At 54.6% G+C, this 16759-nt stretch carries 16 protein-coding genes; 4 read left to right on the forward strand and 12 right to left on the reverse strand.

All coding sequences use genetic code 11. The annotated features are described in order from the left end of the window. Positions 1-32 precede the first annotated feature (32 nt). Positions 33-557: a spermidine N1-acetyltransferase gene (gene speG, locus HVE01_RS05225; protein ID WP_146942842.1), complete on the reverse strand. Its 525-nt coding sequence runs from the start codon at positions 555-557 to the stop codon at positions 33-35. Between the two features lie 98 nt (positions 558-655). On the opposite strand from speG, the gene ltaE reads away from it, so the two are divergent. Continuing rightward, on the forward strand, positions 656-1663 hold the full coding sequence (gene ltaE / locus HVE01_RS05230; RefSeq protein WP_146942844.1) for a low-specificity L-threonine aldolase: 1008 nt from the start codon (positions 656-658) through the stop codon (positions 1661-1663). Between the two features lie 15 nt (positions 1664-1678). Here ltaE and HVE01_RS05235 read toward each other — a convergent pair whose 3' ends face one another. The 8 genes from HVE01_RS05235 to fhuB form a co-directional block, all read right to left on the reverse strand. Then, a complete protein-coding gene (locus HVE01_RS05235) occupies positions 1679-2290 on the reverse strand; it encodes a LysE/ArgO family amino acid transporter (RefSeq protein ID WP_125746021.1) in 612 nt (203 codons plus the stop codon). Positions 2291-2464: 174 nt separating this feature from the next. Beyond that, the gene (locus HVE01_RS05240; protein ID WP_146942846.1) at positions 2465-3373 is read right to left on the reverse strand and encodes an ABC transporter substrate-binding protein; all 909 of its coding nucleotides are present in this window, start codon (positions 3371-3373) and stop codon (positions 2465-2467) included. 36 nt (positions 3374-3409) lie between these two features. After that, a complete protein-coding gene (locus HVE01_RS05245) occupies positions 3410-5890 on the reverse strand; it encodes a TonB-dependent siderophore receptor (protein ID WP_198350376.1) in 2481 nt (826 codons plus the stop codon). A gap of 95 nt (positions 5891-5985) precedes the next feature. After that, positions 5986-7011, reverse strand: a complete 1026-nt coding sequence (locus tag HVE01_RS05250) for a FecR domain-containing protein (protein WP_146942848.1) — start codon at positions 7009-7011, stop codon at positions 5986-5988. Further along, positions 7012-7566, reverse strand: a complete 555-nt coding sequence (locus HVE01_RS05255) for a sigma-70 family RNA polymerase sigma factor (protein WP_125746014.1) — start codon at positions 7564-7566, stop codon at positions 7012-7014. A gap of 353 nt (positions 7567-7919) precedes the next feature. Further along, positions 7920-9578: a multidrug ABC transporter permease/ATP-binding protein gene (locus HVE01_RS05260; RefSeq protein ID WP_146942850.1), complete on the reverse strand. Its 1659-nt coding sequence runs from the start codon at positions 9576-9578 to the stop codon at positions 7920-7922. A gap of 45 nt (positions 9579-9623) precedes the next feature. Next, on the reverse strand, positions 9624-10403 hold the full coding sequence (gene fhuF / locus HVE01_RS05265) for a siderophore-iron reductase FhuF (RefSeq protein WP_146942852.1): 780 nt from the start codon (positions 10401-10403) through the stop codon (positions 9624-9626). Next, positions 10400-12400, reverse strand: coding sequence for a Fe(3+)-hydroxamate ABC transporter permease FhuB (fhuB, locus tag HVE01_RS05270; protein WP_146942854.1), 2001 nt, complete (start codon positions 12398-12400; stop codon positions 10400-10402). The genes fhuF and fhuB overlap by 4 nt, the downstream gene beginning before the upstream one ends. 174 nt (positions 12401-12574) lie before the next feature. On the opposite strand from fhuB, the gene HVE01_RS05275 reads away from it, so the two are divergent. Then, entirely contained in the window at positions 12575-13507 is a 933-nt protein-coding gene (locus tag HVE01_RS05275) for a siderophore-interacting protein (protein ID WP_146942856.1), read from the forward strand. A gap of 206 nt (positions 13508-13713) precedes the next feature. Then, positions 13714-14511, forward strand: a complete 798-nt coding sequence (locus tag HVE01_RS05280) for an inositol monophosphatase family protein (RefSeq protein WP_146942858.1) — start codon at positions 13714-13716, stop codon at positions 14509-14511. A gap of 81 nt (positions 14512-14592) precedes the next feature. On the opposite strand, the gene ykgO is transcribed toward HVE01_RS05280, so the two are convergent. Then, entirely contained in the window at positions 14593-14733 is a 141-nt protein-coding gene (gene ykgO, locus HVE01_RS05285) for a type B 50S ribosomal protein L36 (protein ID WP_082072625.1), read from the reverse strand. Between the two features lie 12 nt (positions 14734-14745). Next, entirely contained in the window at positions 14746-15015 is a 270-nt protein-coding gene (locus tag HVE01_RS05290) for a type B 50S ribosomal protein L31 (RefSeq protein WP_095602579.1), read from the reverse strand. A gap of 267 nt (positions 15016-15282) precedes the next feature. On the opposite strand from HVE01_RS05290, the gene HVE01_RS05295 reads away from it, so the two are divergent. Continuing rightward, a complete protein-coding gene (locus HVE01_RS05295; RefSeq protein WP_125745997.1) occupies positions 15283-16050 on the forward strand; it encodes an ABC transporter ATP-binding protein in 768 nt (255 codons plus the stop codon). A gap of 98 nt (positions 16051-16148) precedes the next feature. Here HVE01_RS05295 and HVE01_RS05300 read toward each other — a convergent pair. Then, positions 16149-16759 (reverse strand): zinc ABC transporter substrate-binding protein (locus HVE01_RS05300; protein WP_186808805.1); only part of this gene is annotated, 611 nt, incomplete at its 5' end.

The following is a 16759-nucleotide window of genomic DNA, read 5'->3' on the forward strand; positions in this document are numbered from 1 at the left end:
GTTTTCGGCCTGAGGTGTTGTCGTCTTGTTTATCAAGCCAACTGCGCTAAGTAAGTGTCCTGCAAGATATACATTCGCTTCACATCACGGTATTTGCCGTTGATAAAGAACTCTTCAATCAAATGCCCCTCCTCTATGAAGCCACTCTCCTCGTAGAGATGAATAGCTTTAACGTTCTCCACCGCCACAATCAGATATATTTTGTGTAGGTTTAAAATGGTGAACGAGTAGTGCAATGCTTGACGGATTAATGACCGAGCAAACCCTTTTCCCTGGTGATCTGGCGTGATGATGATCTGAAACTCACCGCTGCGGTGAATATAGTCAATTTCAATCAGCTCAACTAAACCGATGGCATGTCCGTCGCTGTTCTCTGCGACAAAGCGCCGCTCGGCGTTGTCATGAATGTGCTTATTATAAAGCTCCTCCAGCTCATCAAATGATTCGTAAGGCTCTTCAAACCAGTAAGACATAATGCTCTGGTTATTATTTAGCTCGTGAACAAAGCGCAGATCGTTGCGTTCCAGGGCACGAAGCTTTAGGTCGGTGGCGAGCATGACTCTGTCCTTTCTCTACGTATTGAGGTTTCGCTTTTCGCGCTGATTAGACATGCAGTATGCTCGAAAAGAGTTTTTTGTCATCACAGGAGTTTCGCATGATTGACCTACGCAGTGACACAGTGACTCGGCCTTCCCCCGCCATGAAAGATGCCATGATGGCCGCTCCAGTGGGCGATGATGTATGGGGTGATGACCCAACGGTCAACACGTTTCAGGAAAAGCTGGCTGAGCAGACAGGCAAGGAAGCAGCGCTACTATTTCCAAGCGGCACACAAAGCAACCTTGTAGCGTTAATGGCTCACTGCGAGCGCGGCGATGAGTACATCGTGGGGCAATCAGCCCATACTTATCGCTATGAAGGCGGTGGCGCAGCGGTGTTAGGCAGCATTCAACCGCAGCCTATTGAAAATGCCGCCGATGGTAGCCTGCCATTAGAGAAAATAAGCGCAGCTATCAAAGCCGACGATTTTCACTTTGCGCGTACCAAGCTGCTAGCGCTAGAAAACACCATCGGCGGCAAAGTGCTGCCCGCCGAGTATGTGCTGAAAGCAACTGAATTGGCCCGTGAGCGGGGGTTGGCAACGCACCTGGACGGCGCACGGCTGTTTAATGCCGCAGTAGCCACGGATACCCCACTGAAGCAACTCTGCTTGCCATTTGATAGCGTGTCGCTGTGCTTTTCGAAAGGTCTGGGCGCTCCCATCGGCTCTGCCTTAGTGGGCTCGCAAGCCTTGATCGACCGCGCACGGCGCTGGCGTAAAATGGTCGGCGGCGGCATGCGCCAATCAGGCATTATTGCCGCCGCCTGTCAGTATGCTTTAGAGCACCATATCGCTGACTTAGCCGACGACCATCGCCGTGCAGCACGCCTAGCGGAAGGCTTAGCAAAACTGCCTGGCGTTGAGATTACCGCTCAGGCAACCAATATGGTGTTCGCGCACTTTCCCGACGAACATGTACAGCCGCTCTCTGCTTGGCTGAAAGAGCATGGCATTTTGATTGAGCTACTTTATGCCACGCGTTTTGTTGTTCACCGTGATATTGATGATGCCGATATAGATAAAGTCATCGCCGTTATGCAGAGCTACTTCAGCCGCCTCTAGTCAGCTTGAGACCTGTTAAAGTAGCGTAGAGCCCAGCGCTAAGTGTATTGCAATAACCGCCATCATCAGACCAATTAGCCCATCAATGGTACGCCATGCTACTGGGCGGGAAAGCCAAGGCGAAAGCGCTGCCCCGCCCCACGCCAACAGGCTGAACCAAAGAACAGAGGCAGTCGATGCGCCTGCGACAAACACACCCGCGCTCTCCTGCTGAGCACCAATAGCAGGAATTAACAATAGCGTGTCCAAATACACTTGGGGATTCAATACCGTCACGGCCAAGGTCGCCAACAGTACTCCGCGCAAGCTACGCGCTTTTACGCTACCGGCCTGCAGCCCCTCGCGTCCGCTAACAGCCCTCAGTAATGCCTGTGCTGCCAACCAGCTTAAAAACGCTACGCCTACCCAGCGCATGGCTTCCATCGCGTTCGGCATTGTCAGTAAAAACGCGCTAGCACCAAACATACCAGCGGTTAGCAAGATGATATCCGCGCTCATACACAGCCCCGCCGACCACCAGTGATGTTCACGACGCACCGCCAACCCCAGCACATAGGCATTTTGCGCCCCGATAGCCATGATGATACCGCCAGATACGACCAAGCCCGTTAAGTAACTTTCCCACATTGTCCTGTCCCCAGTACCAGAATTAGCGTCGCTTTAAAGAATCGTGGCACTAAGATAGCGGGCAACTTAGATAACCAAAAATCATCCTGCTAATAGGACATTAGTTTTTCTTATAGTCAGGTCATTATTGGGTGACCATATATCCGATGGACTGAAATGAAGTGCCCACACAAGCTAATTAGCCTCGTTAGCGTCTAGTATATCAACAAGCGCCTCAGCAAAGCGCAGAGCAGATGGCCAGCCTCCCCAGTGCCAATAATCGACGGCTAACGTAGTTGTGTCTTGGCTAGTTAAAGCGGGCCAATGCTGCCAAATGCCCTGCTCCAGCAAGGTTTGTTGCGTTCCTTCAACGGAGTAAGGGCTTTCCAGCATGATCACATAGTCTTCAAGGCCAAATAGCTGCTCGGCGGTGACGGTGGCAAACCCCCACCGATTGACGTCCCCCTCCCAGGCATTGTTGATTCCCAGTTGTTCCAGCACTAACCCTTCCAGGCTGCCTGGGCCATATACCCTGGCGTGGCGCTCATCCATCAGGCTCACTAACACTACCGATTGAGCGCTTCGCTCACTATGTTTGCGCTGTTCTGCCAACGCCTCAAATTGCGCTTCAACGCCTCTTAGGTAGTCGTTAGCGTGTGCTTGATCACCCGTTAACTCGGCTAACTGCGTCGTTAAGTTATTTAGCCGTTGTTGTAGTGCAGGAGGTGTCTCATAAACCACCCACTTTTTTAACGTTGCCAAACGGCTGAGTTGGGGGATTAAGTTGGCATGAGCAGGCGGTGAGATAAGAATATGCGAAGGCGCAATGTCTTGTATCAACTCGAGGTTAGGTAAGTGGCGGCTACCCAACTCCATAGCAGTAGAAAGCACTTGGGGATCGCGCCACCATACGCGATAACCTGAGAGGCCGCCCACGGCTTGGGGCGGTTCTCCCAGGGCTTGCAATGTTTCAGCAATCGCATAGTCCAGTGTAACTACTGCCGTGTTAGAAGGTACCTCACCCTGCCCCAACAACTGCGAGGAAACCATCATCAGCATGGCGGACAAAAACCCGCTCGTAGTCTTTTTAATAGGGTGCGACATGCCTAGTTACCTTGGTGTAGCTCAATAAAACTTGCGTTAATAACTGAAGGACAAGGTGCCCTGCACAGTACGGTCAGTGCCCCAGTAGCAGCGTGCGGCGTTGTTGCACTCTCCCACATACTGCTTATCAAATAGATTCTCCACATTGAGACCTACCCGCCAGTTGTCGTTAAAGTCGTAGCCAAGGGAAATATCAGCGAGGGTCACCGCTTTGGTACTTAAGACATCGCCGTAAGCAAGACTAGCGTCAGGATAAGCATTAGAGCTCCCTAAATAGCGCACACCTAGCCCCACTTCAGCGCCTTGCATAGCACCTTCCAAGAACTCGTAATTCGCCCACAGCGATGCTTTATGGCGAGGTACTCCGGCTACCTGATTATCTTCATAACGGGGAAACGCCACATCCTCAACAATACGTGCATCGGTGTAGGTGTAAGCGACGGCTACGCTAAGCGCATCGTTAATATCGCTAACCAACTCTAACTCGACGCCATTGGAATCGGTACGCCCCACATTGCGGTAACCACCGATAGCGCTGTCATAGTTAATGTCATTTTTCATCACGATATCGTAGGTCGAAAGCGTAATCGCGGTATCCGTGTCAGGAATGTCGTAGCGCAGGCCTAGCTCATACTGGCGTCCAGTAATGGGATCTAGCGGTTCATTAGTGGTGACGGAGACTTGGCGCGCTGGCACAAAGGTCGTGGCATAATTCATATAGGGCGATAAGCCGGAGTCGAACTGATACATCAAGCCCGCTTGCCAGCTAAACTCCTCATCAGTCACCGTGAAGCCACCACCGGGTGTAAGGTAGTTACTATACTCCGTCTTAGCCGAGTCAAAGCGCCCACCCACTTGGGCAATAAAGCCACCCATTTGGCTATGCAATTGGGAGTAAATACCGGTTAACGCCTGCACGTCCTCGCCATCCTCAGAACGCTGTAGCGTTTGTGGCGGCGAATTCCACTGGGGGTTAAAGATGTTGATCGACTGAGGCGTGCTGAACCCCACGTCCTGCGTCTGCGAAAAAGAGGTTCGGTCATATCCAAATCCGGCGAGCCAAGTGTGCTCAACAACATCGTTACCAAATTTGCCCACTATTCGGTTATCAACTGCCAGCGTTTTGCTATCGTTATCGCGATCACGTCCGTAAGCACCAACTACATTGTCATATCCATCGCCTGGGTAGCTCCACCACACCTCCTGACGGTTCACCTGGGAGCGCAAATAGCGCGCGTTTTGTTGGAAACGCCAGCTATCATTGAAAGCGTGCTCATACTCGTAACCTAGCGACCAGACTTCACGCTCAAAGGTGTCCCATTCAGGGTGACCTAGATTGGTGCTGCTGCTTAGCGTACCTGAAGGATGATCGAGTAGCGTACCTGCCGCAGGAAGGCCTAATTGCAACTCGCTATCATCTTTCTGGTACATACCCAACACCGTCAGACGGTCTTGATCACTCAACTCAAACGTCAACGAAGGGGCTATGTAGGTACGATCATCATTTACGCTATCGATTTGGGTATCCGACTCACGGTGCAGAAATACAACACGCCCCTTTACCGACCCGTCAGTATTCAACGGGCCTGAAATATCGGTCGAGATTTGGCGACGGCTATGACTACCATAACTGAGGTTTACTTCTCCCTCATGATCAGCAGTAGGTCGCTTGCTGACTAGATTGACCAACCCACCCGGTACGTTTTCACCGTAAAGCGCCGACGTAGGTCCTTTAAATACCTCGACGCGTTCCAATCCGTAGGGCTCGGCGGAAGTCGAATAAGCATTAGGCTGAACCCGCAGTCCATCTCGGTAGGTACCGTAGCCATAGTCGCGCTGGTTCATGCCACGAATGAAGAAAATGTCACCTGCCAAGCCGTCACCCACAGGAAAATCACTCGACGAAATACCGGGCACATAGCTAAGAATATTGCTTAGCGTGCGCGGGTTCTGATCTTCAATACGCTCACGTGTGATGACCGACACCGTGCGCGGCGTATCCTCAAGGGCGATATCAGCTTTGGTAGCCGTAAGGCTACGCTCTGCTCGGTAGCCATAATCTGGCCCAACAGGAGACGCGCTCAACCAATTGGCTTCGACCTGAAGCACCGGTAACGTCTCATTAGTGGCTCCCGCTTCCAACCGGTAACTACCATCCCCCTGCAGGGCTGCCGTTAAACCCGCTCCATCCAACAACCGCCCCAGCCCTTCATCAACGCTGTACTGACCTTGCAGGCCAGGGCTTTGGCGCCCTTCTCCCAGCTCGCCAGCGCCACTAATAAACACACCCGCCTGGGCAGCGAAGCGGTTAATTGCCGTGCTAACCGGACCGCTGGCAATATCATAGTGGCGTGCTTGCTGCTGAGTGACTTGAGCCATGGCGGGTAGTGCCAGCAGTGGCGTGGCTAACAAACCTACAGTAGCTAGATGAACCGCCAGAGCGAGTGCGCGGCGACGTCTTGGAAACAGACGAGTAGTGGTAAGCGATGGAGGTAATACGGTGCGTTGCTGTGGCATATTGGTTCCCCTTGCAGATACGTTTTAAGTGCTTATAAAGGGGAATCGAACCAGTGCGAAAAAGGGGAACCAGCAAAACCAATTTTTTTCTCTTTTTATTCCTCGCTGAAGCTTGTTTCGTCTGCCTCTATTTTGATCCACCAGGGCATGATTTGGCGCACCTTCACCGATAGTGTGGTCTCGACCATGTTCAGGGTGCGCTCTAAATCATCGAGCGGGAAAGCGCCAAGTAGGGTGAGGTTCGCCACCTCTGGGTCGACCTCTAGGCGGCCGTGGTGATGACGGCTAAGCGCCGCGGCAAAGTTCTTAAGCGACATGTTCTCGGCTAACAGAACGCCGTTGGCCCAGGCTTCCCGACGGCCTTCAGCAGGGGTGAGTTCCCCGATACGGCCTTCAGTGTAGTGAGCTTGCTGCCCGGCATTGACTACCTGCCGCTGGCTTGCATGCAGAGCATCGCCCTGAGTCTGGATAGCCACAGCGCCATCAAACACCGCCAGCAACTCACCTGAAGGCTGTTCACCCACGCTAAAACGCGTGCCCAAGGGCGTGAGACGTGCACTGCGGGTATCCAGGTAAAATGGTCGCTGGGTGTCTTTGCCAGTCGCTATCAGCACTTCACCTGTCACCAGCGCCAAGCGGCGCTGCTCTTGATCGTAATCAACATTGAGTGCTGAAGCGCTGCTCAGCCAGACCTGGGTGCCATCTTCCAGCACGATATGAGTGATTTCACCGGTGGCGGTGTGATAATCAGCGCCCCACTGCTGTACTAGCCGTGGCAACGGCGTGCTTTGCCACAGCGCGGCGGAGAGTACAGAGACCAGCGCAATGCTTGCTAGCCCTCCCAGCAGGTGGCGACGCCCTCGCCGCCGTTGGCGCGCCAAATTAATCACGCTGTTCGCGGCTTGCCACTCATCCTTTTCCAAGCTGTCAGCGAAGCGGCGGCTGACACCTTCCACTTGCTGCCAAGCCCAACGATGAGTGTCGTTGGCATCTCGCCATGCCTGCCAGCGTTGGCGTTCTGTTGCCGGCATCTCACCTGCTTGCCACTCGGCAAACCACTCAGCGGCCTCTGCCAATGCACGGCGTTTGGCGGCTTCATCGGCGCTAACCGCAGAAGCCATTTAGAGGCTCGCCTCGAAGCCCGCTTCGATCAACGCGCACTGCAGCATGGCCTGGGCCATATATTTTTTGACCATACGCTCGGAAACTCCCAGCTCCTCAGCAATCTGCCGATAGGGTTTACCGTGTAGCTGCGAGGCCAAAAAGGCGCTAGCGACTTTCTCGGGTAGCCGCGCCAGCATGCGGTCGATTTCGCACAGTGTTTCGATGACGATTTGCTGGTGTTCGGCAGAGGGCAAATTCATCTCGGCGCTGGCCGCTAGGGCTTGCTGCCAGGCACGCTCAATATCCTGCCGACGCCAATGATCCACGCATAGCCCTTTGGCCATGCGACTGAGGTAGGCTCTGGCGCCTTCGAAACTATCCAAATGGCGAGGCGTTTTCAGCAGCCGCACAAACGCATCCTGCGCCAGATCCGCCGCCGACTCACTACATCCCAACCGCTGGCTGAGCAACTGCTGCAACCAAGGCTGATGGTGGTGATATAACTGACCGAGGGAGTTTCGACAGCCGGTATGGTAAGCCACAGGCTCGGCTGTTCGGGATGCCGCCGCCATATAAAAAGTGCCTCACTTATTCGAAAATGATTCTTATTCTTTTTCAATTCACAAGCGGTGTCAATGCACAGTGCTCAACGAACCTCCCCACTTTGAGATATAACACCCTGCAAAATACTTCCCACCAACAACACCAGTACCACTACCGACGCCATGCACAACGCCAGCATGGTGAACATGCTCGAATAACAAAGTGGCATTGGCTCTGGAAAAATTGGACGCCGGAAGCGCCAAATTCTGGCTATCCATGCAGATCAATTATGACCTCTTTCAGCTTCACCATAATCAGGGCGAGGCTTAGCCGAGCGATACCACGCACTAAATTAATAACGCTAAGCGACTCACATCAATAACTACCCACTCACCCTTGCCACCGCATCGCGGCTGGCCGCTTCGCGTTGCTCACCGGTGAGTTCGACCAACTGTCCCTGGCGCATTTCCAGCAGCCGATCGGCCTGGTCGAAGTAATGGTCGTCATGGCTAATCACCACCAACGTCTTGCCCAGCGCTCGTAGCTGGGGTAGTAGCTCGCGGTAAAATACCCGCCGGAACTGTGGGTCCTGGTCGGCGGCCCACTCGTCCAGCAGCAATAGGTCGCGCTGCTCCGCAACGGCCAGCAGCATTGCTAAGCGCTTACGCTGGCCCTGGGAGAGGTTGGCGTTGGTGACCCGGTCACCATCAAAGTCGAGTTTAGTATGCATGCCCAGAGCTTTTAGCCACTCTTCTATCAGCATCGCGTCGGGTGATTCCCCCGCAGGCCCCATCAAGCGGTCAAATAGATGCAAATCGGTATAGATGGCGGAGAAGTGCTGGCGATAGGTCTTCCAATCTTCCTCCTGCAGCGGCCTGCCATCGACCCGAACACAGCCGCTTTGCGGCTGATAAAGCCCAGTCAACAGCCTCGCCAAGGTGGATTTGCCACTGCCATTGCCGCCGATCAGAAACACCACCTCGCCACGCTTTAAGGTCAGGTCAATAGGCCCAATGGCGAAGCCCGAGCGCGCTTCTTCGGTGGGATAACGGTAGGTGATCTGTTCCAGCATTACCTCTTGCCAGTCGTGGCGCTGCTTGCCGCTATCGAAGGAATCGCGGTGTTCCGCTAGATCCAGCGCGCTAATTTTCTCGAAGGCTACTCGCGCGTTGATCAGCGGTGGAAAGGCACCAATGGCTTGAATTAGCGGCGCGCGTAGAAATAAAAGCGTAAGTGAGAAGGTGGTGGCCACTTGCGCTGATGCCCAACCCAGGCCGTTGGCCAGGAAAAACACCACGCCAATGGCCCCCAACATCATGATATTAAACCAGTTGACCGCGCTAAGATGGTAGGTATCACCACGAATGATATGGTGCCGATACGCTTCCGCGTCAGGTGTGTAAACGTCACGGTACAACCACTCGGCCCGGTCACGGTTAAGCGCCAGCTCTTTGCGCCCTTCAATGACCGACTGATAGTCCGCGTAGAGGCGGTCTTCTGAATCCCTCAGCTTGGCCATATGCCGATACACTTTCGCCACCAAGCGCATGCCGACCAGGATAGTAAAAATCACCCACAGCGCCGTCACCATTAGCATCGTTGGTGAAAGCCAAACCAAATAAGCAGTGGCACCCACCGTCAAAACACCACCCTGCACCAATTCTGGCAAGCGCACAAAGGCCACGGTGATATAGCGCACATCGCTGGATAAGCTGGCCAATAAACGTGCGCTGCCAATCTGCTCAATACGCTCGATATCGGTATCCAAGATACGTTTGATCAACTGCCCCCGCAGCCGGTAGACAAAGTGGTGTCCCAAGGTGGTCAAGGCTAATTGCGAAGCTAGAGTAATCGCCAGCAACAACGCCACTAAGCCCAGGAATTCTGGCAGGATGCGCCATGGATCGGTAAAGGTGCCCAACAGCCGCTGATTGATAAAGGCGATAACACCGATGCCCAACCCCGCACTGGCCAAACTAAGTAGCACCACGGCCACAAATGGCCAGCGATAATCGCGCCATATAATCTTGAACAGCTCCATGTGCAGGGCCTCCTGGCACTTCAAAAGTTAGCCGATATTTAAAAGCTAGCGTTGGCGTTTGGCTGGCTTATTCTCGGGTTTTAACGGGCAAGCGCCGCACAGCGGCTCGCCGGGCAGCCGATATTTAATGCAGCATAGACGCCGCACTCGAGCCGGGGTTTCACCGCCCAATTCCAGATAACGCACCGGTTGATAGAGCGGGTTGCGCCGCCCGTCAGGCAAAGTCTTGGTATCGAGATAATTCAGCAGCGGCTCACCCGCACCAGTGAAGTCTGGATGCCGCGAGCAGGTCTTGCCCACAAACTCCACATAGTGACCAAGATTGCTCCAGAACACTTTGGCAGAAAGCCCGGAGACCTCGGCCAACGCCTCGATAAGCGGCGCACAGTGGTCATCGAATAGGCTGCTAAAGCGTGCCTGGAGCGCTTTTGAGGTCAACGGCACACCACCATGCGGCAGCCAAATGCGCGTCGTCTGACCGTGATCACCTAACGCCAGCCGCAGCTCACCCCCGCCGACTGGCAGTTCATAGCCCAGCAGTAGATTGGCCACCAATGTCGGAATCGCGACACTGCTGAAATGAAATTTCGACCATATCGAAGCGGCGGCCAGAAAATCAGCATCGTCACCGTGGTATCGGCAGTAACGCGATAGCTGGGCGAAGAGCACGTCATTATCCAGCAGTTCAGTAGCCGCCAATGTCGTCTCATCAGGCTGACCAAACGCAGGTGCCTTTAAGTTATCCAATGGCGGCTGACGATAGAGCGCCAACAAGGCGTCTGCTGGATTCGTCGCTGCCGCTAGCACGCTCGCCGCTTCGCTCATAGCCGCCGCAGCCCCCACATAAAGTAAGCGCCGCCAATCAGGGAGGCGACCAAGCCGGCCGGTATTTCATAAGGGAAAATAATCTGCCGGCCGACCCAATCCGCCAGCACCATCAGCAGCATACCGATCAACGCCGCACCCAGCAGATGCTGCCCTGCCCGGGAGAAGCCCACCAAACGCGCCATATGCGGCGCTAACAAGCCAATAAATGACAGCGGCCCAACCACCAAGGTGGCGCAGGCGGTGAGTAGCGCCACCAGCAACAGCAGCGCCAGGCGAGCACGGTTCAGCGTTACCCCAAGCGCTTTGGCCGTCGGTGCGCCTAACGGCATGATATCAAGCCAACGGGTAAACGGCAGCGTGACCAGTGCCAGTACGGCGGCAATACCGCCGACGACAACGGCGTTGGTGATATCCACATAGTAGGTAGAGCCCGCCAGCCAAGCGATCACCTGCTGACCGCGCGGATCGCCACCCGCCAGCATCACGCTACGCACCGCATCAAACAGGGCGCTGACAGCTACCCCGGTAAGCAGCAAGCGCTCGGGGAGATAGCCGCTTTTTCGGTTGATACCCACCAGCACCAGCAGCGTCGCGAAAGCCCCCAGGGTACCCACGCCAATCAGCATCATATTGGTGGGCGCGGGTAATAGGAAAATCCCCAGAATCAGTGCAATGGCACAGCCACCGCTGATACCCAAGACTTCAGGGCTGGCCATGGGATTGGCGGAAAGGCGCTGCAGAATCGTTCCGGCAATTGCCAGCATTAGCCCACTCGCCGCTGCCGCCATTACCCGCGGCATGCGCCACTGCATCACGTTCCAGTTATCCGGCGACAGTAAATACCAGCCATCAACCCCCTGCCCCACCAGCAAGCCAAGTAATGTGGCGCCTAGTAGCGCGAGGAGTAACCCCGTCGCCAAACGGGAAGGCGCTGGATGGCGATGAGCAAAAACGCCCGCCCCTTTTGGTGGTTGATCACCCCGCAGTTTCAAACGTGGAATCAGCCACATTAACAGCGGCGCCCCCAGGGCACCGGTAATCGCCCCAGTGGGTATAAAGGCCGCCACCATGCCACCGAAATGTTGCAGCAGCAGATCAGTGGTGGCCAACAACACAGCTCCTAGCAGCGTCGACCAAAGCAGCCGTGGCCCTAAGCGGCGCGCACCGGCCATGCGCACAATATTAGGCGCAGCCAAGCCGATAAAACCGATGATACCGACCACGCTGACAATGCTACCGGTAATAAATACCGCCAGCCCCATCCCTGCAAAGCGCAGATAGGTCAGCGAGACGCCTAGGCTCTTGGCGCTGGCATCGTCCAGTTCTAGCACCGCCAAAGGGCGCAGTAGAAACCAGGCTGCCACGCAGCTAATTGCCAATCGTGGCCAGAGAACTGCCACGCCATCCCAACCGTTTTGTGCCAGCGACCCCGCGCCCCAAATCAGCAGCCCTGAGAGCGCTTCGTGGTTAAACAGCAGCAGCGCCGTAGAGAGCGCCCCTAAGTACAGATTAACCACCAAGCCCGCCAGCACCACTACGATCGGCGCCAGCCCGCGCCGCCAGGAAAGCAAGAAAACTAACCCAACCGCCAGCGCCCCACCCACTAAGGCGACCCATTCACGCCCGGCGACAAGCAGCCCCGGCGCCAGCAAAGTAGCAGTCATCAACGCCAGGTTGGCGCCCGACGCCACCCCTAGGGTGGTGGGCGAGGCCAGCGGATTGCGCAGCACTTGCTGCATCAGCACACCCGCTAGCCCCAAGCCGCCCCCAGCTAGCAGCGCAATCGAGAGGCGCGGCCACCACGCATAGTGAAGCAACAACTCGTCAACATTCTCAAAGGAGGGCACCACTAACGCCTGCAACCCCAGTATAAAACCGCCCTGCCCCTGCAGACCTAGCCAAAACAGCACCACCATCGGCAAGCTAAGCAGCAGGCAAGCTTTTGCAGGCGACATCCCCCCCATTCGCTGGGTAACTTGCGCAGCGCTTAGCATAGCGAACAACCTTTTGTCATAGCCGGGCAGATCGCCACACGGGGCCTGATAGGCAGCAGAGTCATTTTCTTAGCCTTACTCTTTTCTGGAGTTAGTGGTTGAATTATCCGCAACAATTCTAAATGATAATAATTAGCACTACAATTAAGCGATTTATTAATGGAGACAGCCACAATGGCGGCTAAACAAACCTACCAGCTTTTCGATATCACTCTCGCTCGGCGAACCCAAGTCAGCGCTTCGTTAGTTAAGTTCACCTTTACTGGCCCAGCCGTCAGCCAAATGGCGACCTACGCGCCGGATCAACGCGTCAAACTGTTCTTCCCCGAAGGCGGTGGTAGCCTCGACCCGCTGTTTGAGATCGCCAAGCTGGAAGAGCACGACTGGTACAGCGCCTACCGCGCCCTACCAGATGCCCAGCGCCCCTCTGCACGCACCTACACCATCCGCGCCCTGCGCCCAGAGCAGGCTGAGGTGGATGTAGAGTTTGTGCTCCACGGCGACAATGGCCCTGCCTCACGCTGGGCAATGAATGCCTGTCCAGGTGACCGGCTAGCCATGACAGCCCCTGACGCTAACGCGGAAGGCCCAAAACAGGGCTACGAGTGGAAGCCACCCCAAGGCGTGCGGCGTATTCTGATCATCGCCGATGAAACCGCTCTCCCCGCCGCGGCTGGCATTCTGGAAACCCTTGATGACCTGCCGCTCAAACCCAAGGTTGAAGCGCTGCTCGAAGTGCCCCGCAGTGACGACGTTCAGCCGCTGCCCCAAGCCGCTAAGCTGCACTGGCTGGCCCGTGATGCTGACCCCGGCTGCCAGCACGGTGAGCTGCTGCTGAGGGCGCTGCGCGATATTGATCTGCACAAGGAAATTCAAGCGCTAGGCGGCACGCCTACGGCAGCCACTAGCAACGTCGAAAGCGACAATGAGGACGGACCTCTCTGGGAATCCGCCACTCTGGATGACAGCGCGCCCTTCTATGCCTGGATTGCCGCTGAAACCAAGGTCGCTATGAAGCTGCGCCGCTACTTGGTCAACGAGTGTGGCCTCCCCAAACAGTACGTCACCAGCATGGGCTACTGGCGACTGGGCAAGGCCAATGGTTAAAGGAACGGCAAACAACACGGTGTCAAACAGTGACCCCATAAACACGCCGGCTCTCGTGGCTACCCCGGTTTGATAGGGGCGACACTCATACACCATGAGCAAGCCACCAAACCAAGACTGTCTACTGTCATCGCCACGTCATGGATGGTTCGTTACCTTTATCAAATGATTTGATAACAGCCATATAAGCCCCAAGGAGAAACGACATGCTTGAGAGCGAAAACAGCTTACTGGAAACAGTTAAACAAGCAGCCTATGAGGCGGGCGTGCTGTTGCGCGAGGGGTATTCGCAAAAGGGGCGGATTGCCTTCGAACAAAAGGGGGCGTCAGACTTTGTGAGCTATTACGATACGACCGCCGAGAATATCATTATCGACTGCATCAGCAGCGCCTTTCCCGATATCGCTTTCCTTGGCGAAGAGAGCGGCCTGACGCCCACCGATAGCGACTATACCGTGATCATCGACCCCCTTGATGGCACCAGCAATTTTCTGCATGGCGTGCCTCACTTCTCGGTGTCTATTGCGGTCACCAAAGGTGATGCGCTGATTATCGGTGTTGTCTACCAACCACTCCTTGATGAGATGCTTTGGGCAGGCCAAGGTGCGGGCGCCTTTCTCAATGACCGCCCGTTAACAACACCAGCCCCTCGCCCGCTAACCGAGATGCTGGTGAGCACTTGCCTGCCCTATCACGCTAAAGGCGACTGCACGACAGCGCTAAATCAACTCGCGACATTAATGCCTCAAGTGGCGGGTATCCGCAGCCCTGGTTCAGCGGCACTTGAGATCGCTTATCTCAGCCTAGGTCGGTTTGATGCTTTTTGGTCGCAAGGCGCCGCGCTCGACTTCTGGGATATCGCTGCCGGTATTGTGATAGCTCGGGAAGCTGGATACACCGTCACGGATATCTCTGGTGAGGCAAATCCTGTTCAATGGAACAGCCTAATTGCTGCGCACCCCGAGCAGCATAGCCAACTGCTAACATGTTTAAGCTCTTGCTAACAAAATATCCGCCCTTCAGCGTTCAAACACCGTATTGTGCGTTGATAAAAAATAAGCCGCTGGACCCAGGAGATTCCCTGCTTATTTTTTGTGCTTTCCTCCCTGGCGCGCTTTGAAGCGCGGATTCGTTTTACAAATGACATACAGCCGTCCGCGACGTTTGACCACTTGGCAATCAGGATGGCGGTTTTTGGCGGACTTGAGCGAGCTAAGTACTTGCACTCTCTATATCCTCTACTTAGCGCCAGAAGAGCGGCGCGAAACCAAACCGAAGCGCTGCTGAAAACGCGCCACCCGACCTTCAGCAGAAACTCTGCGCTGCTCGCCGGTATAGAAAGGGTGAGAAGCGCTAGAGACATCCAGGTCAATCAATGGGTAGGTATTGCCATCATCCCAGACAATTGTCTGCGTTGAGGTACAGGTAGAACGGATCCGAAACGTGGCACCGCAGCTGGTATCGCGGAACACTACGTAGCCATAAGCGGGATGTATGCCCTTTTTCATACTCAACTCCTTCAACTCGAAAGATACAAGATAACATAACAATTACACATGATTCTCATTAACATGTAAAGATTATCTTGCAGGCCTACCCCCGTTAACTCACAACCCAACGCTTGCCCCATAGCACTGCGTTAGCCGCCAATGCTCAAGCCCTCGTAGGGCTTATCTAAGCCCAACAACAGAAATCTTTTAATTTTTTGTTAAAAATGAGAACCATTAGCACTAGAATAGAGCCATTATTATTAACCCTATCGCCAGGAGTCATTCATGTTCGAGGTCAAAGGCGCTACCTTTGAAATCAATGGTAAGCAGATTCTAAATCCCATTGACCACAGCTTTCATGAGGGCAAGGTTTACGGCTTGATTGGCCACAATGGCTCGGGAAAGTCGACGCTGATTAAGCTGATGGCCCAGCAGCAACCCACCAGCCAAGGCGAGATTCACTTTGACCAGCGCCCACTGCGTGACTGGGGAAATCGCGAGTTCGCTCGTCAGGTAGCTTATCTGCCCCAGCATTTACCCAGTGCTGAAAGCCTGACTGGGCGCGAGCTGGTGGCTTTTGGTCGCTACCCTTGGCACGGCCTGCTCGGTCGCCATAACCAGAAAGACAAAGACGCCATTGATCGCGCCATCGCCCTTACCCACACAGAGGCCTTTGCCGACCGCTTAGTCGATACACTCTCCGGCGGCGAGCGTCAGCGAGTATGGTTGGCTATGCTACTCGCCCAGGGAAGTCGTTTCTTGCTGCTCGATGAGCCACTAGCAGCACTGGATATTGCTCACCAAATTGAAGTGCTAGCGCTGGTTCGCAAGCTATGCGATGAGCTGAACCTTGGCGTCATTATTGTATTGCACGATATCAATATGGCATCACGCTACTGTGATGAACTGATGGCACTGCATAGCGGTCGCTTGCTGGCCCATGGCAGCCCGGATGATTTGATGAGTTGCAGCACCTTAGAAGCGATTTATGGCCTACCCATGCAGGTGATGAAACACCCCAATGGGGAGCACAATATTGCTGTAGCCCAATGAGTGAAGACATACCGACGCGCTAATGCCAGACGAGATCACTGTCCACATTAGCGCGCCTATTTAATTACTCCTTCTTGATACCGGCTTTCCAGACTGACTCACATCGTGTCGGTACAGTGTTGTATTTCATCAGCCATTTGGTTAAGTAGTGCGTCGTAAAGCCCTGCACCTAGTGTTAAGCCAACGCCTAGAGGGTCCATTACACCAATATAAACATCCGTATCGCCAAAGACAGTATCAACGATTTGCGGATTAAATTGCGGTTCGGTGAATACACACGTAACGCCTTCTGCATCAACTAACTGCTGGATAGTTTCAATACGTCTCGGGCTGGGTGAGGATGCGTCACCGATAGAAATAGCACCCGCCGCAGTGACACCCAACGCTTTTTCAAAATACTGATAGGCATCGTGAAATACGATAAAGCGAGTCTGCTCGCTATTGGCTAAGCGTTCCTTTAAATCTTGCTCAAGTGCTTCAAGTTCTTGCTGGCCTTGTGCCGCATTAGCACGATAGTGGGCGGCATTGTCAGGATCGATTTCGCTAAGTTGCTGGGCAATGGCATCGAGCCAGCGCCGCGCATTACCAGGATCCAGCCAACCATGTGGATCTTGCCCATCGTGATGATGGCCGTGGTCGTGGTCGTGGTCGTGGTCGTGGTCGTGGTCGTGGTCGTGGTCGTGGTCGTGGTCGTGGTCGTGGTCGTGGT

It is taken from the genome of Vreelandella venusta (genome assembly GCF_007989605.1).
GTDB classification, from domain to species: Bacteria; Pseudomonadota; Gammaproteobacteria; order Pseudomonadales; family Halomonadaceae; genus Vreelandella; species Vreelandella venusta.